At 73.0% G+C, this 24,734-nt stretch carries 19 protein-coding genes, 1 tRNA gene and 1 pseudogene; 10 read left to right on the top strand and 11 right to left on the bottom strand.

Annotation, left to right across the window (positions count from 1 at the left end):
- Positions 1-17: 17 nt before the first annotated feature.
- Positions 18-656 (bottom strand): DUF2867 domain-containing protein, encoded by a 639-nt coding sequence (locus tag OG429_RS29520; protein ID WP_328928281.1) that lies wholly within the window; start codon positions 654-656, stop codon positions 18-20.
- Between the two features lie 98 nt (positions 657-754).
- Here OG429_RS29520 and OG429_RS29515 point away from each other — a divergent pair, with 98 nt between their 5' ends.
- Both OG429_RS29515 and OG429_RS29510 read left to right on the top strand, forming a co-directional pair.
- A complete protein-coding gene (locus tag OG429_RS29515) occupies positions 755-1,315 on the top strand; it encodes a TetR/AcrR family transcriptional regulator (protein WP_328928280.1) in 561 nt (186 codons plus the stop codon).
- A 712-nt stretch (positions 1,316-2,027) separates the two neighbouring features.
- Positions 2,028-3,527: a S1 RNA-binding domain-containing protein gene (locus OG429_RS29510; protein ID WP_328928279.1), complete on the top strand. Its 1,500-nt coding sequence runs from the start codon at positions 2,028-2,030 to the stop codon at positions 3,525-3,527.
- Positions 3,528-3,536: 9 nt separating this feature from the next.
- Here the strand turns inward: OG429_RS29510 and OG429_RS29505 are convergent, their stop codons facing one another.
- The 3 genes and pseudogenes from OG429_RS29505 to OG429_RS29495 form a co-directional block, all read right to left on the bottom strand.
- Entirely contained in the window at positions 3,537-4,250 is a 714-nt protein-coding gene (locus tag OG429_RS29505; RefSeq protein WP_328928278.1) for a 3'-5' exonuclease, read from the bottom strand.
- A 65-nt stretch (positions 4,251-4,315) separates the two neighbouring features.
- Positions 4,316-4,546, bottom strand: a pseudogene (locus OG429_RS29500) (exonuclease domain-containing protein); the annotation flags it as partial.
- 104 nt (positions 4,547-4,650) lie between these two features.
- Positions 4,651-5,910: an SAV2148 family HEPN domain-containing protein gene (locus tag OG429_RS29495; RefSeq protein ID WP_328928277.1), complete on the bottom strand. Its 1,260-nt coding sequence runs from the start codon at positions 5,908-5,910 to the stop codon at positions 4,651-4,653.
- Between the two features lie 274 nt (positions 5,911-6,184).
- Between OG429_RS29495 and glgX the strand changes: the two genes are divergently transcribed.
- Positions 6,185-8,299, top strand: a complete 2,115-nt coding sequence (gene glgX, locus OG429_RS29490) for a glycogen debranching protein GlgX (RefSeq protein WP_328928276.1) — start codon at positions 6,185-6,187, stop codon at positions 8,297-8,299.
- On the opposite strand, the gene OG429_RS29485 is transcribed toward glgX, so the two are convergent.
- Positions 8,284-9,633, bottom strand: coding sequence for an MFS transporter (locus OG429_RS29485; RefSeq protein ID WP_328928275.1), 1,350 nt, complete (start codon positions 9,631-9,633; stop codon positions 8,284-8,286). The genes glgX and OG429_RS29485 overlap by 16 nt on opposite strands.
- Positions 9,634-9,715: 82 nt before the next feature.
- Here OG429_RS29485 and treY point away from each other — a divergent pair, with 82 nt between their 5' ends.
- Entirely contained in the window at positions 9,716-12,040 is a 2,325-nt protein-coding gene (gene treY / locus OG429_RS29480; protein ID WP_328928274.1) for a malto-oligosyltrehalose synthase, read from the top strand.
- On the opposite strand, the gene OG429_RS29475 is transcribed toward treY, so the two are convergent.
- On the bottom strand, positions 12,008-12,895 hold the full coding sequence (locus tag OG429_RS29475) for a LysR family transcriptional regulator (RefSeq protein ID WP_328928273.1): 888 nt from the start codon (positions 12,893-12,895) through the stop codon (positions 12,008-12,010). The two genes, treY and OG429_RS29475, sit on opposite strands and share 33 nt — an antisense overlap.
- A gap of 83 nt (positions 12,896-12,978) precedes the next feature.
- On the opposite strand from OG429_RS29475, the gene lpdA reads away from it, so the two are divergent.
- Together lpdA and OG429_RS29465 are read left to right on the top strand one after the other, a co-directional pair.
- Positions 12,979-14,391, top strand: a complete 1,413-nt coding sequence (gene lpdA, locus OG429_RS29470; protein WP_328928272.1) for a dihydrolipoyl dehydrogenase — start codon at positions 12,979-12,981, stop codon at positions 14,389-14,391.
- A gap of 137 nt (positions 14,392-14,528) precedes the next feature.
- Positions 14,529-15,797 carry a M14 family zinc carboxypeptidase gene (locus OG429_RS29465; protein ID WP_328928271.1) on the top strand — a complete coding sequence of 423 codons (1,269 nt, stop codon included), beginning with the start codon at positions 14,529-14,531 and terminating at the stop codon, positions 15,795-15,797.
- Positions 15,798-15,823: 26 nt separating this feature from the next.
- Here the strand turns inward: OG429_RS29465 and OG429_RS29460 are convergent, their stop codons facing one another.
- Both OG429_RS29460 and OG429_RS29455 read right to left on the bottom strand, forming a co-directional pair.
- Positions 15,824-16,324 carry a GNAT family N-acetyltransferase gene (locus OG429_RS29460; protein ID WP_328928270.1) on the bottom strand — a complete coding sequence of 167 codons (501 nt, stop codon included), beginning with the start codon at positions 16,322-16,324 and terminating at the stop codon, positions 15,824-15,826.
- Between the two features lie 49 nt (positions 16,325-16,373).
- Positions 16,374-16,937, bottom strand: a complete 564-nt coding sequence (locus OG429_RS29455; RefSeq protein WP_328928269.1) for a DUF1707 and FHA domain-containing protein — start codon at positions 16,935-16,937, stop codon at positions 16,374-16,376.
- Between the two features lie 110 nt (positions 16,938-17,047).
- On the opposite strand from OG429_RS29455, the gene treZ reads away from it, so the two are divergent.
- Positions 17,048-18,796 carry a malto-oligosyltrehalose trehalohydrolase gene (treZ, locus tag OG429_RS29450; RefSeq protein ID WP_328928268.1) on the top strand — a complete coding sequence of 583 codons (1,749 nt, stop codon included), beginning with the start codon at positions 17,048-17,050 and terminating at the stop codon, positions 18,794-18,796.
- Positions 18,797-18,802: 6 nt separating this feature from the next.
- Here the strand turns inward: treZ and OG429_RS29445 are convergent, their stop codons facing one another.
- The gene (locus OG429_RS29445; RefSeq protein WP_328928267.1) at positions 18,803-19,945 is read right to left on the bottom strand and encodes an aminopeptidase P family protein; all 1,143 of its coding nucleotides are present in this window, start codon (positions 19,943-19,945) and stop codon (positions 18,803-18,805) included.
- Positions 19,942-20,787: a LysR family transcriptional regulator gene (locus tag OG429_RS29440; RefSeq protein WP_328928266.1), complete on the bottom strand. Its 846-nt coding sequence runs from the start codon at positions 20,785-20,787 to the stop codon at positions 19,942-19,944. The genes OG429_RS29445 and OG429_RS29440 overlap by 4 nt, the downstream gene beginning before the upstream one ends.
- An 87-nt stretch (positions 20,788-20,874) precedes the next feature.
- Here OG429_RS29440 and OG429_RS29435 point away from each other — a divergent pair, with 87 nt between their 5' ends.
- The 3 genes from OG429_RS29435 to OG429_RS29425 all read left to right on the top strand — a co-directional run bounded on the left by OG429_RS29435 (position 20,875) and on the right by OG429_RS29425 (position 22,588).
- Positions 20,875-21,657: a CTP synthase C-terminal region-related (seleno)protein gene (locus OG429_RS29435; RefSeq protein WP_328928265.1), complete on the top strand. Its 783-nt coding sequence runs from the start codon at positions 20,875-20,877 to the stop codon at positions 21,655-21,657.
- 74 nt (positions 21,658-21,731) lie between these two features.
- Positions 21,732-21,804, top strand: a tRNA-His gene (locus OG429_RS29430).
- A 79-nt stretch (positions 21,805-21,883) separates the two neighbouring features.
- Complete coding sequence (locus OG429_RS29425; protein ID WP_328928264.1) at positions 21,884-22,588, top strand: hypothetical protein; 705 nt, start codon at positions 21,884-21,886, stop codon at positions 22,586-22,588.
- On the opposite strand, the gene OG429_RS29420 is transcribed toward OG429_RS29425, so the two are convergent.
- Complete coding sequence (locus tag OG429_RS29420; RefSeq protein WP_328928263.1) at positions 22,575-24,635, bottom strand: phosphocholine-specific phospholipase C; 2,061 nt, start codon at positions 24,633-24,635, stop codon at positions 22,575-22,577. The genes OG429_RS29425 and OG429_RS29420 overlap by 14 nt on opposite strands.
- Positions 24,636-24,734: the final 99 nt, after the last annotated feature.

Raw genomic sequence — 24,734 nt, 5'->3', positions numbered from 1 at the left:
CCGGCCGCCGGATCCGGTCAGCCCGCCGAGCCCGCGGAGCCGACCGAGCCCGAGCCCGCCGAGCCCGCGGACCTTTCGGCGGCGTGCTCCTGCCACCCGCGTCCGATTCCCCGCAACAGCGCCGGATAGACCCCGAGGTACCGGAAGGGCTTGATGCCCGCCATGTACAGGGCGCCGAACAGTCCGTTGGACTTCACCAGGACGGCCATCTGGCCGCGGTAGCCGCCCGCCCCGTCCGGGACCCAGCCGATGTGCATCACCCCGTGCACGGTCCGGTTGCCCATCTCCGCCGCCCACTCGTCGTGCGTCTGGTAGACGGAGGTGAACGGAACCGCCGTCAGGTCCGGCCCCCTGGAACCCTCGCGGAGGTCCGCCGGAAGCCGGTCCCGCAGCGTGGACAGCCGGCCGCCGACGCCGTCTTCGGGCTTGTCCCAGCCGAACAGCGCCCCGAGCTTCCATCGGATCGCGAAGAGCGCGCGCCCCACCGGGGAGTCGATGGGCTCCCCCTTGCCCTGCGCGAACTGGTCCACGAGATGTGCGAGGTCGTCGGGACCGCCTGGTGTCGGCAGCGCCCACACGTCCTCGACCCGGAAGTCGCCTGCGATCTCGTGGATCCGCCAGGGACGGGAGGTGTGCGCGGTCTTCGGGAGTCTCATGAGCAAGCCCCTATCTATACGATGCCGTATAGAAGAAGGCTAGCACCCGCCTATACGGCACCGTATAGACGGGGGACACACGTGAGCGGAGACACATCATGGGTACGGCGCGCACGCCTCGCGGCACATGGATCGAGGAGGGGCTGCGGGCGCTGGCCGCCGGCGGCCCGGAGGCCGTCCGCATCGAGCCGCTCGCGCAGGCGCTCGGCGTCAGCAAGGGCGGCTTCTACGGGTACTTCCGCAACCGGGGCGCGCTGCTCACCGAGATGCTCGACACGTGGGAGCGCGAGGTCACCGAGGCCGTGATCGATCGGGTCGAGAGCGGCGGCGGGGACGCGCGGGCCAAGCTGGACCGGCTGTTCACGATCGTCGCCTCGTACGGGGACAAGCCGATGACGGGCGTGGCGGTCGACCTCGCGATCCGCGACTGGGCCCGGCGCGACGAGGCCGTCGCGCAGCGGCTCCGGCGCGCCGACAACCGGCGGATGGACTACCTGCGTTCGCTGTTCGGCGAGTTCTGCCCCGACGAGGACGACGTCGAGGTCCGCTCCATGCTCACCTTCTCCGTGCGGATCGGCAGCTACGTCGTCGCCGCCGACCACGGCGGCCGCAGCCGCGCGGAGGTCATGGAACTGACTCGCAACTGGCTCCTGCGGTAACCGCCGCGCACGGTCAGGCGCCCGCCGGAACCAGACCCCTCAGCGGCCAGGCCGTGTCGATCACCGCGTCCGGCCCCACCGTCCTTACGGCACGGTCGCCGGGATGATCCCGTACGGCACCTTTCCGTGGCCATGTTCGAGGGGTGCGCCGGGGCTTCACCCTCCGGATTCCGTGCGGAAGTCGCCGCCGAAGAGGCTCCGGCGCGCGGACCGACAACGAGTTCGCCCACGTGCAGACTGCTACGACCAGCCCGAGACGGCCCCGTGCCGAACCGCTGGGCACGGACCAGCCCATCCCCGGAACTGCCGCCCCGAGCGCTGCGGAAACCCGACCATCACCGCCCGACGTCGCCCAGGGCGGGAAGCGGCACGCGGCGACACCGAACGCGGCCTGGCCTTCGTGGGGCTCTCCGACCTCCAGCGCACGGCTCTGCGTCAGCACTTGGGTGGCATCACCAGTGTGGTCAAGGGAATCGACAATCCTCACACTGGAGAACCGGCGTCTCTCCAAGGCAGCCGACCGAAGCGATCGCGCCACTCACATCGATCGCCGCTGATCGATTCGACCTGATGCGGCACGGTATCCCGCTTGCAGAAGGTGATCTCGATGGCCATCCTCGAAGGCGGCGATGCGCCGGCCCGTCCCGCCCTGCGCTCCCGATCACGAGATCGGTCGGTGAGCGAGCATCGTCAACAACCACGGGGGAGCAACGTGACGTCTTTCGTCTACCGGATCACCAAGTACGACCCTGCCGACCGCGACGAGCACGGCAGCTACATAGGCGATGAGGACCCGACCAGCGACCACGGACCGGTCGAGGCCGCCTATCTGCAAGCGATTGCCGCCTTCGCCGAGGACACCGGCATCGACCATCTGGCCATACGTGAGCCGGGGATCCCCGGCCTTGCCCACTTCGGCCTGGAGCCGACGATCGACTGCCACGGTCTTGCCGGGCTCTTCCCACCCGACCTCAGCGGGTTCCACGACGGTGCCGAGGTGCCCCTCTCCCTCGGCCTGGAACTGGTCAGGGGCATGCTCCGCGACAGCGGTGCCTGGTGCCGTCTGAAGGTGGAGGACAAGTTCGCCGTGCAGGTCGGTTGGGACCAGTACGTCTACGTCAGCAGCGACGAGCCCTGCGAGCACGCCTTTGCCCATACCCGGGCTCTCGGTCTCTTCCCGGAGCGGCTGGACGCCTCGCCCTACGACGCGGACTTCGACGAGCCCGGCGTACAGCGGCCCGCGGACGAGGACTTCTGGGCCCGTCTGCGCTGGTCCGTCGCCGTGCGGCACGCAGCGATATTGGAGGAGGGGTACCTCCACAATGCCTCCCGCTGGCATCGTCTCACCGGGGGCACCCTCGATGAGGTCCGCGCCCGGCTCGCCCCTCGTGCCCGGTTGACCGTCTGGCCGGACCTGTCAGCCGATGTCGACGCGGTCCTCGCCTCGCTTCCCGACGAAGGGCCGGTGGAATTCGTGTGGGAGGACGAGAACGGGGTTGTCTCCAGCACGACGGCCGACGAGTCCGAGTACCGGGAACTGGCCGCCCGGGTGGCAGGCGCCCGTGCCGCTACTGCCCTGTCCTTGGCCCTCGACGAACGCCACCCGCTGTTCACCGGGGTCTTGCCCGACAGCGACGGTGTCCTCCGCGCGCGGTGGAGGACCGAGCCGACGCCGAGCGACCGGAACTGGGCCTTTATGAAGACTCTCCGCCGTGGGCAGATCTGCACCGGCACGGTGGTGGAGATCGCCAGCTTCGGTGGGACCTTTGTGGACATCGGCGGCGTCACCGCGATGATCAACATTCCCGAGCTGTCCTGGCGCCGTTTCGACCACCCCTCCGACGTCGTCTCCGTCGGCCAGGAAATCTCGGCCGAGATCCTCGACGTCGACCTGGTGCGCGAGCGTGTGTCGCTGTCCCTGAAGGCATTGCAAGAGGATCCGATGCCGCAGTTCGTACAACAGGTCGGCCAGATCACGAACGGAGTCGTGACCAAACTCGCGCCGTTCGGCGCCTTCGTCCGTGTCGAAGAGAGAGAGGACGGCTTCGAAGGCCTGGTACACCTCACCGAGCTGGCGGAAGGACACCTGGACCGGCCCGAGGATGTTGTTCAGGTCGGAGACAGCCTCACCGTGAAGATCGTGGGCGTCGACCTTCCACGGCGTCGGATCACCCTCTCCCACCTGCAGGCTTTCGCGCCCGGAGAGCCCTGACCAGCACGGTCATCGCCCCCGGGGAATGAGCGGCCAGGCCGGCTCGACGACTGCCGTCGGATCCGCGGTACGCCGCAGATAGGCCTGCAAAGAGACCGACTGTTCAGCCGCCGCGCGCACCTGGAGATCATGCAGATCCGCCAATGGCATCAGGCCGACGGGCTGGTGCTTCTCACCCAAGCGTCGGACCACGCGGGCGGCGGCCACGGCATCGGCCCTCGCGTCGTGCGCGTCATCGAGCGACACGCCGTAGTGAGCGCACAGCGCGTGGAGCGCCCGCTTGCCCTTCCGGTACTTGTCGACGTGCTTGTCGATCACCAGCGGATCGATGACGGGCGAAGGCACACTGCCCAGCCGGTCGCTGATCGACTCGACCTCGTAGCGCCGACACTCGCGGTCCAGCAACGACAGGTCGTAGCGTGCGTTCATCACCACCAGAGGCGTCCCCGAGCGCAGCCCTTCGGCGACGGCCTGCGCGATCTCCTCGATGGCGGAAGCAGCCGGTACCCCGTGCTCGCGGGCATGTTCCGTCGAGATGCCGTGGATCGCCGACGCCTGCTCGGGTATGGCTACCCCAGGATTCAGCAGCCAGGTCCGTTCAGCAGAGACGGCTCCGGCTGGATCCAGGCGCACGACCGCCGCCGTCACAATGCGGTCGGTCTCGACGTCGGTGCCCGTGGTCTCCAGGTCGAAGGCCACCAACGGCCCACTGATCCAGCTCATCACGCGCCCCCCATTCCGGCGTGGGCTACCGGCCGGCGCCCCGCTTCGCCTCGGGACACCTGAGCCTCCCGCACCGGGCGGCCTTCGGCGACCGCCCGCTCGGTGCTGATCCCGTGGATCGCCGCGGCCTCGTCCGGGATCGGTATCCCGGGATCCGCGAGCCAGCCGCGCCGTCCGCGCACCTCGCCGCCCCGTACCTCGACCACCGCCGCCGTCACGATCCGCGACTCCCCCGGCTCCGTGCCGGTCGTCTCCAGGTCGAACCCGATCAGCACACCGCCGTACCAGTCCCCCATCACGCGCCTTCCCCCCTACACCTTCGGTCAACGGCTTTCAGCCTGCCACGGGCCACTGACAAACCGTCCGCCGGGTCCGGGGGCCACGGCTCGGACACCCCCCGTCACGAAACCGGACGGGAGTCCTCCCACACCGATTCGAATTCCTCGCGGTACGTCGTGAACAGTCCGTGGTCGGCGTCCTTCGGGACGCCGCGGCCGCCGCCGCGCAGGACCAGGACCGGGGATTCCATGCCCCGTGCCCGGCGCAGGTAGGACTGGACGACCGCGATGCCCGAGGACTGGCCCTCCACCAGATAGGCCGTGAAGCGCGGGGTCTCGTCGAACACGTGGATCTCGAAGCGCGAGGGATCGCGCAGGCCCGCGCGGACCCGGCGGACGTGCAGGATGTTCATCTCCACCGAGCGGCTCAGCTCTCCCTTGCGCAGCCCCAGCTCCCGCTCGCGCCGCTTGACCGCGCTGCTCGCCGGGTTCAGGAACAGCAGCCGCACCCGGCAGCCGGCCTCCGTGAGCCGGACGAGTCTTCGGCCCGAGAAGTTCTGGACCAGCAGGTTGAGCCCTATGCCGATGGCGTCGAGCCGCCGCGCGCCCCCGAAGAGGTCCTCCGCCGGGAGCTGGCGCTGCAGCCGCACCCGGTCCGGATGGACCGAGATGACGTCCGCGTACCGGTCGCCCACCAGGTCCTCGACGGCGTCGATCGGCAGCCGGTCCGCCGACGGGCTGCCCGAGCCCCCGCCCAGTACCTCCAGCAGCCGCGCCGAGGCCCGCTCCGCCTGTTCCAGTACCGGCCGGGACAGCGCCCGGTTGCGGGAGACGACGTTGCGGGTGACCTCCAGCTCGTCCAGCGCGAGCTCGATCTCGCGCCGGTCGTCGAAATACGGTTCGAAGCAGGGCCAGTGCTGGACCATCAGCTCCCGCAGCTGGGGGAGCGTCAGGAAGCTCAGCACGTTGTCGTCGGCCGAGTCGAGCAGATAGCCCTTGCGCCGGCTGACCTCGCGCACGGCCACGGCCCGCTGCACCCACTCCTGCCCGGCGGGCCCGGCGGCGGCGACGACCCAGTCGTCCCCGCCGTGCACCGGCTCGTAGACCGGCCGCAGCACCGCGCCGACCACCGACCGCAGCCGCTGCTCGATGAGATTGAGCCAGATGTACGCACGACCCGCCCGCTGCGCCCGCGTGCGGACCTCGCTCCAGGTCTCCGCGCCCCAGTCCAGCTCGGCGCCGGCCCGTGCGCTCCCGGTCGCCTGCGGGGCCAGCGACACCGCCCCGGCCGGCACTCCTGCGGGTGTCGCACCTGCGGCGTCCGCCGGGCCGCCCTCGTGACCGTTGTCACCAGGGGGCAGCTCCAGACCTCCCGAGCTCACCCGTGCACCGCCTTCTGCGTCTGGACGCCCGTCTCCAGTGATCACGGAAGGGTACTCCGCGCGCGCGACCCGGTGCAGCCCGATGGCCCTTACAGCGACCGTCCGTTGACGCATTATCCGATCCCCACACAGTCCGCAGAGCCGCAAATCAGCCCTCCGGGTCACCCGGAGGGACCCACCCAAGTCCACGCGTGAGGACCCTCTTTCGGGGAAGATCTGGCAGGGACGTGGTCCAGCCGGATCAGCCGGGGCAGAATGGGAAGAGTCGTTATCTATGCAGGTCTGGCCGGGACAGGCGTATCCGCTCGGCGCCACTTACGACGGCGTCGGCACCAATTTCGCGGTCTACTCCGAGGCCGCCCGACGCATCGAGCTGTGCCTCCTCCACGACGACGGCTCGGAGACCGCGGTGGAGCTGCGCGAGACGGACGCCTTCGTCCGGCACGCGTACCTGCCCGGCATCATGCCGGGCCAGCGCTACGGGTTCCGCGTCCACGGCCCGTACGCGCCGGAGCGCGGCAAGCGCTGCAACGCGGCGAAGCTCCTGCTCGACCCGTACGCGCGGGCGATCAGCGGCAGCGTGGACTGGGGCGAGGCGGTGTACGGCTACCACTTCGGCCGGCCCGACTCCCGCAACGACCTGGACTCCGCCCCGCACACCATGAGCTCGGTCGTGGTGAACCCGTACTTCGACTGGGCCAATGACCGGCCGCCGCGCCACGAGTACCACCACACCGTGCTCTACGAGGCCCACGTCAAGGGCCTGACGATGAGGCATCCGGACCTGCCGGAGGAGCTGCGCGGCACGTACGGGGCGCTCGCGCACCCGGCGGTCATCGGGCACCTGGCCAAGCTCGGGGTGACGGCGCTGGAGCTGATGCCGGTGCACCAGTTCGTCAACGACCACCGGCTGGTCAACGACGGGCTGAGCAACTACTGGGGCTACAACACCATCGGCTTCTTCGCCCCGCACAACGGCTACGCCTCGGGTGACCGCGGCCAGCAGGTGCTGGAGTTCAAGTCGGCGGTCCGGGCGCTGCACGAGGCCGGGATCGAGGTGATCCTCGACGTGGTCTACAACCACACCGCCGAGGGGAACCACCTGGGCCCGACCCTGTCCTTCCGCGGGCTGGACAACGCCTCGTACTACCGGCTGGCGGACGATCCCCGGCACTACACGGACACCACCGGGACCGGGAACTCGCTCCTGATGCGTTCCCCGCACGTCCTCCAGCTGATCATGGACTCGCTGCGCTACTGGGTCACCGAGATGCACGTGGACGGCTTCCGCTTCGACCTGGCCGCGACGCTGGCGCGCCAGTTCCACGAGGTGGACCGGCTGTCCTCGTTCTTCGACCTGGTCCAGCAGGATCCGGTGGTCAGCCAGGTGAAGCTGATCGCCGAGCCCTGGGACCTGGGCGAGGGCGGCTACCAGGTGGGCAACTTCCCGCCGCTGTGGACCGAGTGGAACGGCAAGTACCGGGACACCGTACGGGACTTGTGGCGCGGGCAGCCGCGCACGCTGGCGGAGTTCGCGGGACGGCTGACCGGCTCCTCGGACCTCTACCAGGACGACGGGCGGCGACCGCTGGCCTCCATCAACTTCACCACCTGCCACGACGGCTTCACCCTGAACGACCTGGTCTCGTACAACGAGAAGCACAACGAGGCCAACCGGGAGGGCAACCGGGACGGCGAGACCCACAACCGGTCGTGGAACTGCGGGGTGGAGGGGCCGACCGAGGACCCGGAGGTCGTCGAGGTGCGCGAACGCCAGATGCGCAACTTCACGGCGACGCTCATGCTGTCGCAGGGCGTGCCGATGCTCAGCCATGGCGACGAGTTCGCGCGCTCGCAGGGCGGCAACAACAACGCGTACTGCCAGGACAACGAGTTGTCCTGGGTGCAGTGGCCCGAACCCGGCAAACCCGCCCCCGCGCTGCTGGAGTTCACCCGGCGGATGGTGTGGCTGCGCCGCGACCACCCGGTCTTCCGGCGGCGCCGGTTCTTCCACGGGCGGCCGGTGGAGGGCACGCACGACGAGCTCTCCGACATCGCCTGGTTCACCCCGCACGGCGAGGAGATGCGGGCCCGCGACTGGCAGGCGCAGCACGCGCGTGCGCTGACGGTGTTCCTGAACGGGGAGGCGATCTCCGAGCCGGGCAGCCGCGGGGAGCGGATCACCGACGACTCGTTCCTGCTGATGTTCAACGCGGGCGCCGATCCGCAGGACTTCACCATTCCGGCGGGGCACGGGGCGCAGTGGCGCCTGGTGGTGGACACCGCCCGCCCGGACGTACTGCCACCCGGCACCGGGCCGCAGTACGCGGCCGGGGACCGGGTGGCGCTGGCGGGACGGTGCCTGGTGCTGCTTCAGCGCCCGGCGTAGCTGCCGTTCCCGTCGACGGCGGGCTCCTCCCCGGTGTCCGCGCTCTCCCCGGTCTCCTTCTCGGCCGGGGAGACGGTCTGCTGCGCGGGGATGAACGCCTTGGCGCGGGTGCGGGCGGACGGCACGCGCGTGACGAGGGCGAGGGTCAGGGCCAGGGCGGCCGCCCCCACGGCGACGGAGAAGGCCCCGGCGGGCCCGTACCACTCGGCGAGCCGCCCGGAGACGGCGAGCGCGACGGCCTGGCCGGCAACCAGCGAGCTGGCGGCGAAGGCCATCGCCTCGGCGAGCCGGGCGGGTTCCACGACGCGCTCGGTGAGCGCGAAGGCGGTGATCAGGTGCGGTGCGTAGGCCGCGCCGAGCACGGTGACGACCGCGTACAGCGGCCACAGGGTGTCGGTGAACAGCAGCGGCACCGACAGGACCAGCGCGGCGCCCGTGGCGGCCCGCCAGCGCAGCCGCAGCCCGAAACGCGCGGGCAGCGCGCCGAGTGCCAGGCCCACGGCGGCGCTGACGACGCCCATGGCCGCGTAGACGATCCCGGCCTGGCCCGGGACGCCCAACTGGGCGGTGAGCGCGGCGATTCCGGCCTGACAGGCGCCGAACATGGCGCCCTGGAGGGCGAGCGAGCCGCGGACGGCGTGGACCACGCGCGGCTGCCGGGCCCGCTCCCCCTTCGTACGCGCCCGCGCGCCCCGCTCCCCCGGACCCCGTCCGGAGGTGCCCCCGGTGACGGCGGCGGTGGGGTGCAGTGCGTAGGCGGTGCCGAAGACGGCGACGAGTGCGGCCGCGCCGCCGAGGGCGACGGCCGGGTGCGCGACGAGCGCGGCGAGGCCGACGAGGGCGGGTCCGAAGACGAACGAGACCTCGTCCAGGGTGCCTTCGAGCGAGTGGACGGCGCCCACCACGCTCTCGTCGGACTCGGCGCGGTGCGCCAGGGCCACGGAGCGGGTCCGGGCGAGCGGTCCGATCAGCGGTACGGAGGCGCCGGTGACGGCGCCGATCGCGGCGAGCGGGACGGTGCCGAGGCCGCCCAGGGCCCCGGCGACGAGAGCGGCGGTCGCGACGGCGTTGACGGCCGCGGCGCCGAGTACGACGGGCCGCTGCCCGTGGCGGTCGGCGAGCCGGCCCAGGACGGGGCCGAAGACCACCTGCCCGGCGGAGAGGGTGCCTCCGACGATGCCGGCGGCGGCGAGGGATCCGCTGGTCTGGGCGACCAGCAGGACGCTTCCGAACTGGGACATCGCGACGGGCAGTCGGGCGAGGAATGAGACGAGCGGGAGTAGGGGCCCGGTCAGGGCGATGACTCTTCGATAGGTGTTGACGGTTCCAACCACTTGATCAACGTTAACCCGGCGCAGTCACCCGGATGCATTGGGTAATGGCACGGAATCCGGCAGGCTGGGTACGTACGTTCTCATGAGCCAGCCGCAGTCAAGCGTCCAATCGGAATCTGATGTTCCGACACCTGTCACTCCGGCGTCGACCTACCGTCTCCAGCTGCGCCCGGAGTTCCCCTTCGCGGCGGCCGAGGCAGCCGTACCGTACCTCGCCTCGCTCGGCGTGTCGCACCTGCACCTGTCCCCCGTGCTGGAGGCCGTGCCCGGCTCGGCGCACGGGTACGACGTCACCGACCACTCCCGGGTCCGCGAGGAGCTGGGCGGCGAGCCCGGGCTGCGCTCGCTCGGCGCGGCCGCCCGGGCGCACGGGCTGGGCCTGGTGCTCGACATCGTGCCGAACCACATGGCGGTGCCCGCGCCGCTGCGGCTGAACCGGCCGCTGTGGGAGGTCCTGCGGGACGGGCCGGACTCGCCGTTCGCGCGCTGGTTCGACATCGACTGGGAGGCGGGCGGCGGCCAGGTGCTGCTGCCGGTGCTCGCCGGGCCCGTGGAGTCCTGCGACCTGAGGGCCGACGGTGAGGTGCTGCGCTACGGGGAGCAGGAGTTCCCGCTGCGGGAGGGCACCGCGGGGCTGGGGCTGCCCGAGCTGCTGGCCGCGCAGTGGTACCGGCCCGCCTGGTGGCGGGAGGCCCGTACCGCCCTCAACTACCGGCGGTTCTTCACCATTTCGGAGCTGATCGGGGTCCGGGTGGAGGACCCGGAGGTCTTCACGGCCACCCACGCGAAGGTGCTGGAGCTGGTCCGGGACGGGGTGGCCGAGGGGCTGCGGATCGACCACGTGGACGGACTGGCCGACCCGGAGGGGTACTTGCGGCGGCTGCGGGCGGCGGCGGGGCCGCACTGCTGGGTGGTGGTGGAGAAGATCCTGGCCCCCCACGAGCGGCTGCCGCCCGCGTGGCCCGTGGCGGGGACCACCGGCTACGACGCGCTGTACCGGGTGGACGGGGTGTTCACCGACCCGGCGGGCGCCGCCGAACTGGCCGGGCGGTACGAGGAGTCGACGGCGTCCCCGGAGTGGGAGCCGACGGCGGAGGCATGCGCGCGGGAGGTGCTGACCGGTGACCTGGCCGCCGAGCTGGGCGCGCTGGAGCGCCAGGCCGGTCCGGAACTGGCGGACGCCGTGCGGGAGTTGCTGATCGCCTATCCGGTCTACCGGCCGTATCCCGGCGATGACGGGCCTGATCCGCGGGCCATGGAGCGGGCGGCCTCGGCGGCCGGTCCGGACGGTCCGGCCGCGGTGGCCGGCGTACGGGAGCTGCTGCTGCGCGATCCCGCCTTCGCCGCCCGCTTCGCCCAGACCTCGGCCGCGCTGCGCGCCAAGTCGCTGGAGGACCGGGCCTTCTACCGGTACGCGCCGCTGCTGTCGGCCACCGAGGTCGGCGGGGATCCGGGACGGCCGGCCGTGCCGGCCGCGGAGTTCCACGCGTACTGCGCCCGCCTGGACCGGGACTGGCCCGGGTCGGGAACGGTGCTGTCCACGCACGACACCAAGCGCAGCGCGGACGTCCGGGCCCGGATCTCGGTGCTGTCGCAGGCGCCGGGGCCGATGGGAGCGGTCACCGGCCCGGATCCCCGGCTGGCGTGGACGGCCCGGCAGACCGCGCTGGGCCTCGGTCAGGTCCCGCAGGCCGCGCCCCGGCTGGCCGAGGCACTGCTCAAGGGGGTCCGCGAGGCCGCCCTGCGCACCAGTTGGACCGACCGGGACGAGGACTACGAGGCGACCGTGGCCGGGTACGCCCCCGGCCCGCTCGACCTGCCCGCTGACCTCGCGGAGGCGGCCCGCGCCAATCTGCTCGGCATGACGCTGCTGCACCTGGCGATGCCCGGGGTCCCGGAGGTCTACCAGGGCGCCGAGACCGAGTACCGGGCCCTGGTGGACCCCGACAACCGGCGCCCGGTCCGCTTCCCGCGGGAGGCGCTGGCCCGGCTGGACGCGGGGACCGCCCCGGACGGCCCGGCCGAGGAGAAGCTGGCGCTGACGGCCGCCCTGCTGCGGCTGCGCCGGGCCCGGCCCGGGCTGTTCACCGGCTACGCCCCGCTCCCGGCCCGGGGCGCGGCGGCGGAGCACTGCCTGGCCTTCACCCGCTCGCCCGGCCTGGTGGCGGTGACCACCCGCCTCTCGCACCGGCTGGCGGAATCGGGAGGCTGGCGCGGGACCGCCCTGCCGCTGCCGCCGGGCCGGTGGACCCCGCTGCCGGGCCTGCCCGGCGGCCGGGGGGACGCGGACGGGAACACGGACGGGAACATGGACGGGAACTCGTCCGGCCTCGCCTACGAGGGCGAGGCGGACCTGGCGGACCTACTGGCCCTGTCACCCGTGCGGGTCCTGCTCCGCGACGACTAGGTCCGCGAAGGCCTCCGCCGCACCGGTCAGCCGGACCCGGGAGAAGACGGCCAGCGACCGGTGCCACGGGGGGTCGAGCGACAGCAGCACGCAGTCCTCGCCGACGGCGCCCCGGACCATGTGGGCCGGGGCCATGACCACGCCCACCCCGGCGGCCGCCATCCGTACGGCCGTCGAGGTGTGTTCCGTACGCAGCACCGTGCGCGGGGTGAAGCCCACCGTGCCGCACTCCCGGTCGAGGACGAGCCGGCCCTCGACGACCGGCTCCATGGCGCAGCGGATCCAGTCACGGTCGGCCAGCTCGCCCAGGCGCACGGCGGCCCGGCCGGCGAGGGGGTCGTCGAAGGGGACGACGATGACGAGTTCCTCCCGGCCGACCCGGAGCAGCGGTCCGGTCCACTCCTTGGGCTCCGGGCCGACCGCGACGTCGGCGACACCCCGTTCCAGCTGCTCCTCCAGGGCCTCGGTGGAGCCGTACTCGCGCAGCACCAGCGACACCCCCGGGTGCTCGGCGCGCCAGCGCGCGGCGATGCCCGGGAGCAGTCCGACGGCCACCGCGTGGACGGTCGCCACGTGCAGTTCGCCGCCGACCACGCCCGCGGCGGCGCGGGCGGCCCGCTCGGCCTGCCGGGCGCTGTGGACGGCGAGCTGCGCGTGCGGCAGGAAGGCGCGGCCCATGGCGGTGAGCCGGACGCCGCGCGGCATGCGCTCCAGCAGAGCGCCGCCGACGGTCCGCTCCAGGGCCTTGACCTGGTGGGACAGCGCGGGCTGGGTGACGTGGAGGGAGTCCGCGGCCCGGGTGAAGGAGGACTCCTCCACGACGGCGAGGAAGTACTCCATCTGGCGCAGAGTCATGACCGGGAAGCATAGAGAACGTGCATGGACTCCAGAAGATCATTTCCTTGGACCGCGGCGAACGGGCGGGCCAGGCTGGATACATGACCAACGACGACAGCACGGTGGACGTGATCGTGATCGGTGGCGGTACGGGCGGCTACAGCACCGCCCTGCGCGCCTCGGCCCTCGGCCTGAGCGTCCTGCTCGCGGAACGCGACAAGGTCGGCGGGACCTGCCTGCACCGCGGCTGCATCCCCAGCAAGGCCATGCTGCACGCGGCCGAACTCGTGGACGGCATAGCCGAGGCGCGCGAGCGGTGGGGGGTGCGGGCGCGCGTGGAGTCCGTGGACTGGGCGGCTCTGACCGCCACCCGCGACGACATCGTCTCCCGCAACCACAAGGGTGTGGAGGGGCACTTGGAACACGCGGGGGTGCGTGTGGTGCGCAGCGGCGCCCGGTTGACCGGCCCGCGGTCCATCCGGACCGCGGACGGGCGGGAGTTCACCGCCGCCCGGGGGATCGTGCTGGCCACCGGGTCCCGTCCGCGCACCCTGCCCGGTCTGGAGCCCGACGGGCGCACGGTGGTGACCAGCGACGACGCGCTGTTCGCTCCCGGGCTGCCCGCGTCGGTGGTGGTGCTGGGCGGCGGGGCGATCGGCGTGGAGTACGCCTCGTTCCACCGCTCGATGGGCGCGGAGGTGACGCTGGTCGAGGCCGCGGACCGACTGGTTCCGCTGGAGGACGCCGACGTGTCCCGGCATCTGGCGCGGGGCCTGAAGAAGCGCGGCATCGACGTGTGGACGGGGGCCCGGCTGGACGGGGCCGTGGTGGAGGACGGGATCGTACGGGCCACCGTGCGCACCGCGCGCGGGGAGCAGCGGGAGCTGACGGCCGAGCGGCTGCTCGTGGCCGTCGGCCGGGTCCCGGTCACCGACGGGCTGGACCTCGCGGCGGCCGGGCTGGCCACCGACGGGCGGGGTTTCGTGGAGCCGGCCGACTGGTCCCGGCTGGAGACGGCCGTTTCGGGGATCCACGTGGTGGGCGACCTGCTGCCGCCGCCGTCGCTGGGCCTGGCGCACGCCTCCTTCGCGGAGGGGCTGCTGGTGGCGGAGACCCTGGCGGGAGTCGCGACCGTTCCGGTGGACTACGCGGCGGTGCCGCGGGTGACGTACTCGGCGCCGCAGACCGCGGCCGTCGGCCTGACGGAGGAGCAGGCCCGGGCCTCGGCCTACGACGTGGTGGTGAACTCGATGCCGCTGACGGCGGTCGCCAAGGGGATGGTGCACGGGCAGGGCGGCACCGTGAAGGTGGTCGCGGAGCGGGGCGGACGGGTGCTCGGGGTGCACCTGGTGGGGCCGCACGTCTCGGAGATGATCGCGGAGAGCCAGCTGATCGTGGGCTGGGACGCCGAGCCGGGCGATGTGGCCCGGCACGTCCACGCCCACCCGACGCTGTCGGAGGCGGTGGGCGAGGCCTTCCTGACCCTGTCGGGCCGCGGCCTGCACCAGCAGTGACCCCGGGCCGGACCGTCCAGCGGTTCCGCACGCTTCACGCCCCGCCCGGGGCCCTCCCGGACGGAAGTACGGGAGCCGCGGAGCAGTAGGCGGCGGGCCCGGCGGGCATGGCATCCCTTGTGACCATCCTCCGTGACATGTGCTATCCCACACCGCGCGAACTCGCGCTGGCCGCCCGCGCACTCGCGGACGAACACCCCCGCGAGGTGCGGATCCGTCAGGTCGGCACCTCGCGGGCCGGGCAGCCCCTCTGGCTGCTCTCCGTCGACGCGGTCGGCCCTGCCGGGCCCGGGCAGAACGTCCTGGTCGTCGCCGGGGCCCACGCCAACGAGCCCGTCGGCGGCGCCACCGTCCTCTCCCTCGCCCGCCGCCTCCTGCGCGAGCCGGCCCCGCGGGCGGGCTGCGGCTGGCACTTCCTGCTCTGCGCCGACCCGGACGGCGCGGACCTGCACCGCACGCCCCGCCCGTACTCGCTCCTCGACTACCACCGGCACTTCTACCGGCCCCCCGGACCCGAACAGCCCGAGTGGGCGCCGTCTTTACTGGCCCCGGACCGGCTGCCGCCCGAGACCCTGGCCCTGACCGGCCTCATCGACGAACTCCGGCCCGTCCTCCAGGCCTCCCTGCACGCCACCGACCTCGGCGGCTCCTGGGTCCAGCTCACCCGGGACGTACCCGGCCTCGCCGAACCCTTCGGCAAATCGGCCGCCGAGCTGCGCATCCCGGTGGAGAACGGGGCCTCGGACGCCGCGGGCTGGCCCTCCCCCGGGCCCGGGATCTTCGTGATACCGCAGCCGGGGGGCGGGGCAGCCGGAGCCTTCCACCCCGAGGACACCCGGCTCAGCACCTGGTACCACCCCCACCGGTACGCCGGCACCACCGCGATCGTCGAAGTCCCCATGTGGGCCTCCGACCTGGTGGACGACCCGGCCCCGCACCCCGACCCGCGCCGCGCCCTGCGGATGCTGGCGGCGCGGCTCGACGGCGACTCCGCGCTCGTCGCCCGTGTCCGTGACGGGATCCCGCCCGGGCCGCCGCCGTACGCGGACCCGGCCGCGGCGGCCCTGCTGCGCGCGGTCGACTGGACGCTCGCGCTGATCCCCCGGATCACCGCGGAGTGGACCGGCCCCGCGGCTCCCACGGAGGCCACGGCGGCGTACATCGCCAGCATCGACGCCTTCGGGCGGCGCATGTCGCTGCGCGCCGCCGCGATGCTGCTGCGGGTGCTGCGCACGCAGGGCCACCCGGCAGCGCCCGGGCTGGACCGGCTGGTCACGGGGTGGTGCGAGGACTTCGCGGCCCGCTTCCAGGCCCGCTGGGTCCCGGTGGCCACCCAGGTGGAACACCAGTCCCGGACCGTCCTGGCCACGTACGAACGCCTCACGGCGACCGAGCGGGCCACCTAGGGCGACCTAGGACGACCTGGGACGGCCTAGTCCACGTCAAGTCCGTACCGGCGCTTGGGCAGGCCGGTGGCGCCGAGCCGGTCGTAGAACCGGATCGCGCCCTCGTTCCAGTCGGGGGTCTGCCACTGGACCTGGTCGAGGCCGAGCTCGCGGGCGAGGCCGCGCACGCCGTCCATCAGGGCGGCGCCGAGCCCGTGGCCGCGGGCCTCCTCGGCCAGGTAGAGGCAGTCCATGTGGAGGTAGTGCCGGGCGTCCCAGAAGGCGAACTCGGCCGAGCAGGCGGCGTATCCGGCGACCGCGCCGTCCGGGGTCTCGGCGAGCAGCACCCACTTTCCCCCGGCCACCGCTGGGGGTGCCTCCGAGGACCCTTCGGCGAACAGCTGCGGCCCGAGCCGCTCGGCGAGGTCCGGCGGCCGCGGGGCCGACTTCTCGTACGCGACGTGCTCGTGGATGAGTTCGACCAGGCGGGGCAGGTCCCCGACGCGTGCGCGGCGTACGACGGGCGTGTGTTCGGCGCTGTGTTCCATGCCCGCCATCCTGGGCCACGGCGCGGCACGGCGGGGGCCGCCCTCGGCCTCAGCTCGACGACAGCCGGAAGGTCATCTTCCCGAAGCTCACCTGGTCGCCGTCGCGGACCACCGCGGAGCCCGTCACGCGACGCCCGTTGACCGTGGTGCCGTTGGTGGAGCCGAGGTCCTTGAGCACCCACATCCCGCCCTGCAGGCTGAGCTCCGCGTGCGCGCGCGAGACGGTCTCGTGGCTGAGCCGCAGCCCGTTGCCGGGGTCGCGGCCGATCCGCAGGGCCGCCGCACTCGGGTGCGGCAGCAGCAGTTTGGGCAGCTTCTCGGCGGCCCAGGCACGCCGGACGCCGACCGAGACGGCGGAGACCCGCCCCACCCAGCCGAACAGCCGACGGGTCCACGGACTTGTCGCTTCCTCGCGTGTCTGGAGGTCTGCGGTCAGGACGGCCAGGTCCTCGGAGCGGCGGGCGACCAGGGCGAGTTCCATCCGGCGCATGAAGGTGTCATGGGACAGCTTGCCGAGGGCAGCGCCCTCTCTCAGCTGGCCCAGCGCCCGGTCGCGCTCGGCATCGGACAGCCGCGGCGCGGGGAAGGGTGGGAACTCAAAACTCGACGTCACAGGGTGATTGTCGGCCCGTCGGGGCCGGAGTGTCCAGAACTCCCCCGCCACGCCCGGAATGATGGGCAGGATACGCATGCTGGACACCGCCGGAGACGAGGGGAACGTCCGTGCAGTTCGAGGTGTGGGCACCGCTGACAGGTCACGTCGCCATGCGACTCGACGACGTGACGTACGACATGGCGCGCGATCCGGAGCGGGACGGCTGGTGGACCGCCCAGGCCCCGGCCTCCGACGGAAGCCGGTACGGGTTCCTGCTGGACGGCGACCGCGCCCCCCGCCCGGACCCGCGCGGCCGGCGGCTCCCGGACGGGCCGGGTGGCCTGTCGGCGGTGGTCGACTTCGAGGCCCTCCCCGCGCCGGGGGCCGGGCCGGTGCGCACCCCGCTCCAGGACGCCGTCCTGTACGAGCTGCACATCGGCACCTTCACCCCCGAGGGGACCTTCGACGCCGCCGCCGCCCGCCTCGGGCACCTCACCGCCCTCGGCGTCACGCACGTGGAGCTGATGCCCGTCTGCCCGTTCCCCGGCAGGCACGGATGGGGGTACGACGGGGTCGCCCCCTGGGCGGTGCACGAGCCGTACGGAGGCCCGGCCGGGCTGGCCCGCTTCACGGCGGCCGCGCACGCCGCCGGGCTGGGGGTGGTCCTCGACGTGGTCCACAACCACCTCGGCCCCTCCGGCAACCACCTGCCCTCCTACGGCCCGTACTTCACCGACACCCACCACACCCCGTGGGGCGCGGCGGTGAACCTGGACGCGCCCGGCTCGGACGAGGTGCGCGCCTACCTCCTGGGCAGCTCGCTGGCCTGGCTGCGCGACTACGGGATCGACGGGCTGCGGCTGGACGCCGTACACGCGCTGGCCGACGGGCGGGCCCTGACCTTCCTGGAGGAGCTGGCCGCGGCCGTGGACGAGCTGGCGGCCGAGACCGGCCGGCCGCTGTTCCTGATCGCCGAGTCCGACCGCTGCGACCCGCGCACCACCACCCCGCGCGCCGACGGGGGCCTGGGCCTGCACGCCCAGTGGAACGACGACTTCCACCACGCCCTGCACTGCGCGCTGACCGGCGAGTCCCAGGCCTACTACGCCGACTTCGCCCAAACCCCGCTGGCGGCCCTCGCCAAGACCCTGACCCGGGCCTTCTTCCACGACGGGACCTGGTCCTCCTTCCGCGGCCGAACCCACGGGCGGCCCGTGGACCGGCGCCGAACCCCGGCCCACCGCTTCCTCGGCTACACCCAGACCCACGACCAGATCGGCAACCGGGCGCTCGGTGACCGGCTCGCCGCCTCGCTCTCCCCCGGGCTGCTGGCGTGCGCCGCGACGCTGGCACTGACCGGGCCGTTCGTACCGATGCTGTTCATGGGCGAGGAGTGGGGCGCGGGCACCCCGTGGCAGTACTTCACGGACCACCCCGACCCGGAGCTGGCCGAGGCGGTACGGAGCGGCCGGCGCCGTGAGTTCGCGGCGCACGGCTGGAAGGCCGAAGAAGTCCCCGACCCGCAGGACCCGGCCACCCGGGACCGCTCCTGCCTGGACTGGGCGGAGCCCGAGCAGGCCGGCCACGCCCGCCTGCTGGACTGGTACCGCACCCTCGTGACGCTGCGCCGCGCCCACCCGGACCTGCGCGACCCGGACCTCGCGGCGGTCCGGGTCGCCTACGACGAGGAGCGCCGCTGGCTCACCTTCCGGCGGGGCGACGTACGGGTGGCCGTGAACCTCTCCCCGGAGCCGGCCACGATCGCGCTCGGCCGCAACGGGGTGCGGGTGCTGGCCGCCTGGGAGCCCCTCGAACACCCGGGCCCGGACGGGCGGATCCACCTGCCGGGCGAGTCGGCGGTCGTGCTCGGCCCGTGAGGACCGCTATTCGACGACGGCCAGCTCGCGCGGCGCGTGGTTGAAGCGCCGCGCGCCGTCCTCGGTGACGGTCACGATGTCCTCGATGCGCACCCCGAACCGGCCGGGCAGGTAGATGCCCGGCTCCACGGAGAAGCACATGCCGGGCACGAGGGGCTGCTCCTCGCCCTCGACCATGTACGGCGGCTCGTGGGTGGTGACGCCGATGCCGTGGCCGGTGCGGTGGATGAACCGGTCGCCGTAGCCGAACTCGGTGATCACCGCGCGGGCCGCGCGGTCGACCTCCTGACAGGAGACGCCCGGCCGGACCGCCGCCACGCCCGCCTGCTGGGCCTCGCGGACGATGTCGTGGACGCGCTGCTCCTCGGCACTCGGCTCGCCCACGTGCACGGTACGGGAGATGTCCGAGCCGTAGCCGTGGTGCAGCCCGCCGAAGTCGAGGACCACCATGTCGCCGTGCTGGATGACCCGTTCGCCCGCCTCGTGGTGCGGGTTGGCCCCGTTGGGTCCGGAGCCGACGACCGTGAAGTCGACCTGGGAGTGGCCGTGCACGCGTAGCAGGGAGGCCAGTTCGGCGGCGACATCGGTCTCCCGCCGTCCGGTGAAGGGGAGATGGAGGATCTGCGCGTAGGCGGCGTCGGCGGCCGCCCCCGCCGCGGCGAGGGCCTCCAGCTCCCGCGCGTCCTTCACGGCGCGCAGCATGGGCAGGGAGTCGGTGAGCGGGACGTAGGAGGTGGTGGGCAACTCCCGCTGCAGTCCCAGGAGATGCAGGGACCAGGTGTTGTCGCTCACCCCGAAGCGCCCGGCCGCGTCCAGCAGCGGGGCGGTCACCGCGTACGGGTTCTTCCCGTCGGTCCAGTCCCGCAGGGACAGCGCGGCGGCGCCGGGTGCCTTGGCCGCGTCCGGGGCCTCCAGGGCGGGCACGACGAGCACCGGCTCCTGCCCGGCGGCCAGCACGAGCAGGGTGAGCCGCTCGGTCTCGGCGGTGGGGCGGTAGCCGGTGAGGTGCGTGAGATCGGGCCCGGGGGCGATCAGCAGTCCGGCGAGGCCCGCGTCGGCGGCGGTCTCGGCGGCCGCGGCCATCCGGGCGGCGTAGTCGGCGGCGGTGAAGGGGGCGGGGCCCGCGGCGTTGTCCGTGTCATGGGTCATACGGGTGATCCTGCCGTGAGCCGCACGGCGAGGGCAGCGGCCGCGCCGGTCGGGGCGCCGGGCGAGAGCAGTTCCGTACGGTGCACCAGGCGGGGCGCGGACAGCGGTACGGCGACCCCCGCCGCGGCCGCTTCGGCGACGCGGCGCGGCAGCAGCACGAGGCCGTGCCCGGCGGCCGCGAGGGCGCACAGGGCGAGCACGTCGGTGCCGTCGTAGCGGGCGCCGGTGCGGGCGGCGGTCAGCGGCAGGCCGACACCGGGGGCATCGAGCCAGCGCGCGTCGGCGAGATCGTCGAGCCGGACGCCGGCCCGCCCGGCGAAGGGGTGCCCGTCGGGCAGCAGGACGGCCAGTTCCTCCTCGCCGACGCCCGTCACGGTGAGCGGGGCCACGTCGGGCAGCCGCAGCGGATCGCTGGGCGCGGCCGGGCCGTCCACGAGCCCGAGGTCGCAGCCCCCGGTGGCGACGGCGGCGGGCACCTCGACCGGGGGCAGCACCCGCAGGGTGACCCCGGTGGCGGGCAGGGCCGCGAGCAGCCGGGGGCCGACGGCGAGCGGGGACGCGGCGAGGGTGATCCGCCCGGGCGGAGCGGCGGCCAGCCGCAGGACGTCGGCCCGCGCGGCGTCGAGCCGCAGGAGCAGCGGTCCGGCGTGCTCCAGCAGGCGCGCCCCGGCCGGGGTGGGTGCCACGGGCCGGCGCGTGAACAGCTCGGTCCGCAGGTCCCCCTCCAGTGCGGCGATGTGCTGGGACACGGCGGACTGGGTGTAGCCGAGCTCGCGGGCGGCGGCGGAGAAGGAGGAGAGCCGGGCCACGGCGACGAAGGTGCGGAGCAGGTGCGGGTCCATGTGATCAGGGTGTCATCAGAACTGCTTATCGATCCAGCAGGAACAATCGTTGGCGCTGAAGTGGGGTCCGGGATCACCATGAACGGCATGACCACCGCACCGATCGCCCGGATCGCCCTCGTCGGCGACCGCTCCCCGCACGTGAAGTCCCACACCCGCATCCCGGTCCTCCTCGACGCCCTCGCCTCCCGGGACGGACTGGTCCTCGACGCCTACTGGATCCCCACCGGCGACGCCGGGGCCGAGGCCGCCGTCGGGACGCCGGCCCGCTTCGACGCGGTGTGGGTGCTGCCCGGCAGCCCGTACGCCAGCGAGGCCGGGGTGCTGGCCGCGATCCGGGTGGCCCGGGAGGAGGGCATCCCCTTCCTCGGGACCTGCGGCGGCTTCCAGCACGCCCTGCTGGAGTACGCCCGTACGGTCTGCGGGCAGGGCGACGCGGCGCACGCCGAGAACGACCCCGGGGCCGCCGACCCGGTGATCACGCCGCTGGCCTGCTCGCTCGTCGGGCACGAGGGCCTCGTACGGACCGAGCCGGGCTCGCTCGCCGAGGCCGCGCTGGGCGCGGAGCGGTCGATGGAGCGCTACCACTGCAACTACGGACCCTCGCCCCGGCACCTGCCGGCGCTCGCCGCGCACGGGCTGCGGCTCTCGGGCCACGACGAGGACGGGCAGGTGCGCATCGCCGAGCTGCCCGGCCACCCCTTCTTCCTCGCCACGCTCTTCCAGCCGGAGCTGCACGGGGACGGGACGCGGCCGCACCCGATCATCCGGGCCTTCGCCGCGGCCGCCGTCGCGCACGCCGCCCGCCGCACGGACAGCGTCTCCGGCCGGCTGGCCGCGACCCTCGCGGGCAGCCGGTCCGCCGGATAACGCGTCGCGGGACCACCCGTCTGATCGGCTATGCTGTGCTTGCACATCGAACGGGCGGTCCGCCGCCCTTCGTGGTGGGTGTAGCTCAGTTGGTAGAGCACCTGGTTGTGGTCCAGGTGGCCGCGGGTTCAAGTCCCGTCACTCACCCTTTCGGTCCCGTGGGGGTACGAGGTTTTCCTCGTACCCCCACGGGCTTTTGCATGTCCGCCCGGCCTACCATCACCCGGTGGAACCGACATCGCGCACAGAGCCGCTGATCATGGGTGGTTCGTTTCCCCGGGTCGACGGCGCCGTACACCCGCACCATCCCCGGTCGTACGAGATCGGCGACCCGGCGGAGGCCGCCGAGGTCCGAGCCCTGCAGCCGCCCCACCGCGAGGAAGGCGCCGACGAGTTCGAGTGCATGTGCTGGGAGGACTCGGGAAGGGTGGTCGTCACCCCCGAGTGGATCCGGCTGCTCGACCCGCTGTCCCCCGACGGCATCCCTGCCCGGCACCGGGCCCGCTGGGCGGCCGCGGCGCCCGCGGGGCTGCGGGCGTACGCAGAAGCCCTCGCCGCGGGCGAGGAGGAACCGGACCTGCCACGGGGAGTGCCACTGGGCGTGGTGTTCAGCTGGATGGGCGCCGTGAGGAAGGAGCCCCGGGACGCGGCCTGGCTGCTCGCCGAGCGGGGTCCGCAGCGGCTGCTGGCCGGTGCGGCCACGGACGAACTGGCGTGGGCGGTGCGGGAGACGGACCGGGCCGGGCTGGAGGGGGCCGTGCGGTTCTTCGTGAGCGAGGAGTTCACCACCCGCCACCCCAAGCGGCGCCGGGTCGGGGACACCTCCCGCGACCTGCTGCTCCGGCACGCCCGCAGCCACCGCCCCCAGGACCTGCCGGTCCTGGAACGGCGGCTGCTGCGCGCACCGGAGGACCGGGTCAGACGGTCTTGATCGCCGGGTCGGAGATGCCCGGGGCGCCCGTCTCCACGTGGCCGGCGAACCGCCGCAGGAAGGTGGCGTCCGCGTCGGAGACGACCGTGACGTCGTACCAGCGGCCCGCCGTGCGCAGGTCCACCGTGTGGGAGACCGTGGCACCGGGCGTGACCCTGAAGGTCTGGGCCCCGCCGCCGTAGGCGTTCGTCACCGTGAGGTTGACCGCGGCCGAGCCGGGGTTCGTCAGGGTGAGGGCCAGGTTGCCGGCGGCGTCCACGTGGCGGGCCGTGACCTCGGGACCGGCCTTCTTCGCCGGGCCCTTCCAGGTGCGCAGGAAGCCGTTCGGGCCCCACACCGTGAGGTTGATCTGGTTGCCGGTGGAGCTGCTGGTGCTCCAGGTGTCCGAGAGGGTCTTGCCCGCCTCGACCGTGTAGGGCCAGGGGCCGTCCGTACGGTTGCCCGAGGTGCTGTGGAAGTGGGCGCCGAGGGCGGAACCGCTGGCGAAGGTCAGGGTGAACTTGCCCGTGGAGACGGTGGCCTTGCCATCCACGTACGGGCTGTAGCCCAGGGCGCGGGTCGGCTTGGAGCCGGCCTCCTGCTTGGGCAGGGTGCCCGTGGCCGGCGGCACCGGGTGGTAGGACGGGTGGGCGTTGTGGTCCGGCGGGATGTAGCCCGCCGTGGAGGGCAGGGCGGCGGGGGTCGCGTCCGCCTGGCTGAAGTCGAAGGCCGAGGTCAGGTCTCCGCAGACGGCGCGGCGCCACGGCGAGATGTTGGGCTCCTGCACGCCGAAGCGCTTCTCCATGAAGCGGATCACCGAGGTGTGGTCGAAGGTCTCGGAGCAGACGTAGCCGCCCTTGCTCCACGGGGAGACCACGATCATCGGGACGCGCGGGCCCAGGCCGTACGGGCCGGCCGCGTAGCCGCCGCCCCCGGAGTACAGGTCCTTGGACACGTCCGCCGTGGACAGGCCCCAGGCCGAGGAGGCGGGCGGGTACGGCGGGACGACGTGGTCGAAGAAGCCGTCGTTCTCGTCGTAGGTGATGAACAGGGCGGTCTTCGCCCACACCGCCGGGTTCGCGGTCAGCGCGTCCAGGACCTGCGAGATGTACCAGGCGCCGAAGTTCACCGGCCAGTTCGGGTGCTCGCTGAAGGCCTCGGGGGCGGCGATCCAGGAGACCTGCGGCAGAGTGCCGTTCGTCACGTCGGCGCGCAGCCGGTCGAAGTAACCGTCGCCCGCCTTGACGTTGGTGCCCGTGCGGGCCTTCTCGTACAGGGCGCTGCCGGGCGCGGCGTTGCGGTAGTTGTTGAAGTACAGCAGCGAGTTGTCGCCGTAGTTGCCGCGGAAGGCGTCGCTGATCCAGCCCCACGAGCCGGCCGCGTTCAGGCCGTCGCCGATGTCCTGGTAGATCTTCCACGAGACCCCGGCCGACTCCAGGCGCTCGGGGTACGTCTTCCAGCCGTACCCGGCCTCCTGGTTGCCGAGGACCGGCCCGCCGCCCACTCCGTCGTTGCCCGTGCAGCCGGACCACATGTAGTAGCGGTTCGGGTCGGTGGCACCGATGAAGGAGCAGTGGTAGGCGTCGCACACGGTGAAGGCGTCGGCGAGGGCGTAGTGGAACGGGATGTCGTTCCGGGTCATGTACGACATGGTGGTGGCCGTCTTGGCCGGCACCCACTTGTCGTACTTGCCGTTGTTGTAGGCCTGGTGGCCGCCGGCCCAGTCGTGGTTGAGGCCCTCGACGAACTGCATCCCCAGGTCGCCCACCTGCGGGTTGAAGGGGAGGATGTCCTTTGTCCCGTTGGACTGGTAGAAAACGGGCTTTCCGTTGTCCTGGAGGACCGGCCGCGGGTCGCCGAAGCCCCGTACGCCCTTCATCGCGCCGAAGTACTGGTCGAAGGACCGGTTCTCCTGCATGAGGACGACGATGTGCTCGATGTCCTGGATCGTGCCGGTGCTTCCCTGGGCCGGGATGGCCGCGGCCCGCGCGATGCTCTCGTTCAGCATCGCGGCGGCGGCGGTGCCGCCTGCGATCTGCAGGAACCTGCGGCGATTGAGTTCTGCCATGGCGTGACGACCTCTGCGGGTAAGGGGGTGTCGAGGGGCGCCCCAAGGACAGCGGCCCGGGGGTACCGGACGGAGATCCCTGTCCGACGCCCGGCCGTA

Origin of the sequence: Streptomyces sp. NBC_00190 (assembly GCF_036203305.1) — a bacterium.
Taxonomy (GTDB): domain Bacteria; phylum Actinomycetota; class Actinomycetes; order Streptomycetales; family Streptomycetaceae; genus Streptomyces.
Note: the sequence above shows the minus strand (reverse complement) of the source record. Positions and strands in the feature narration are given on the sequence as shown.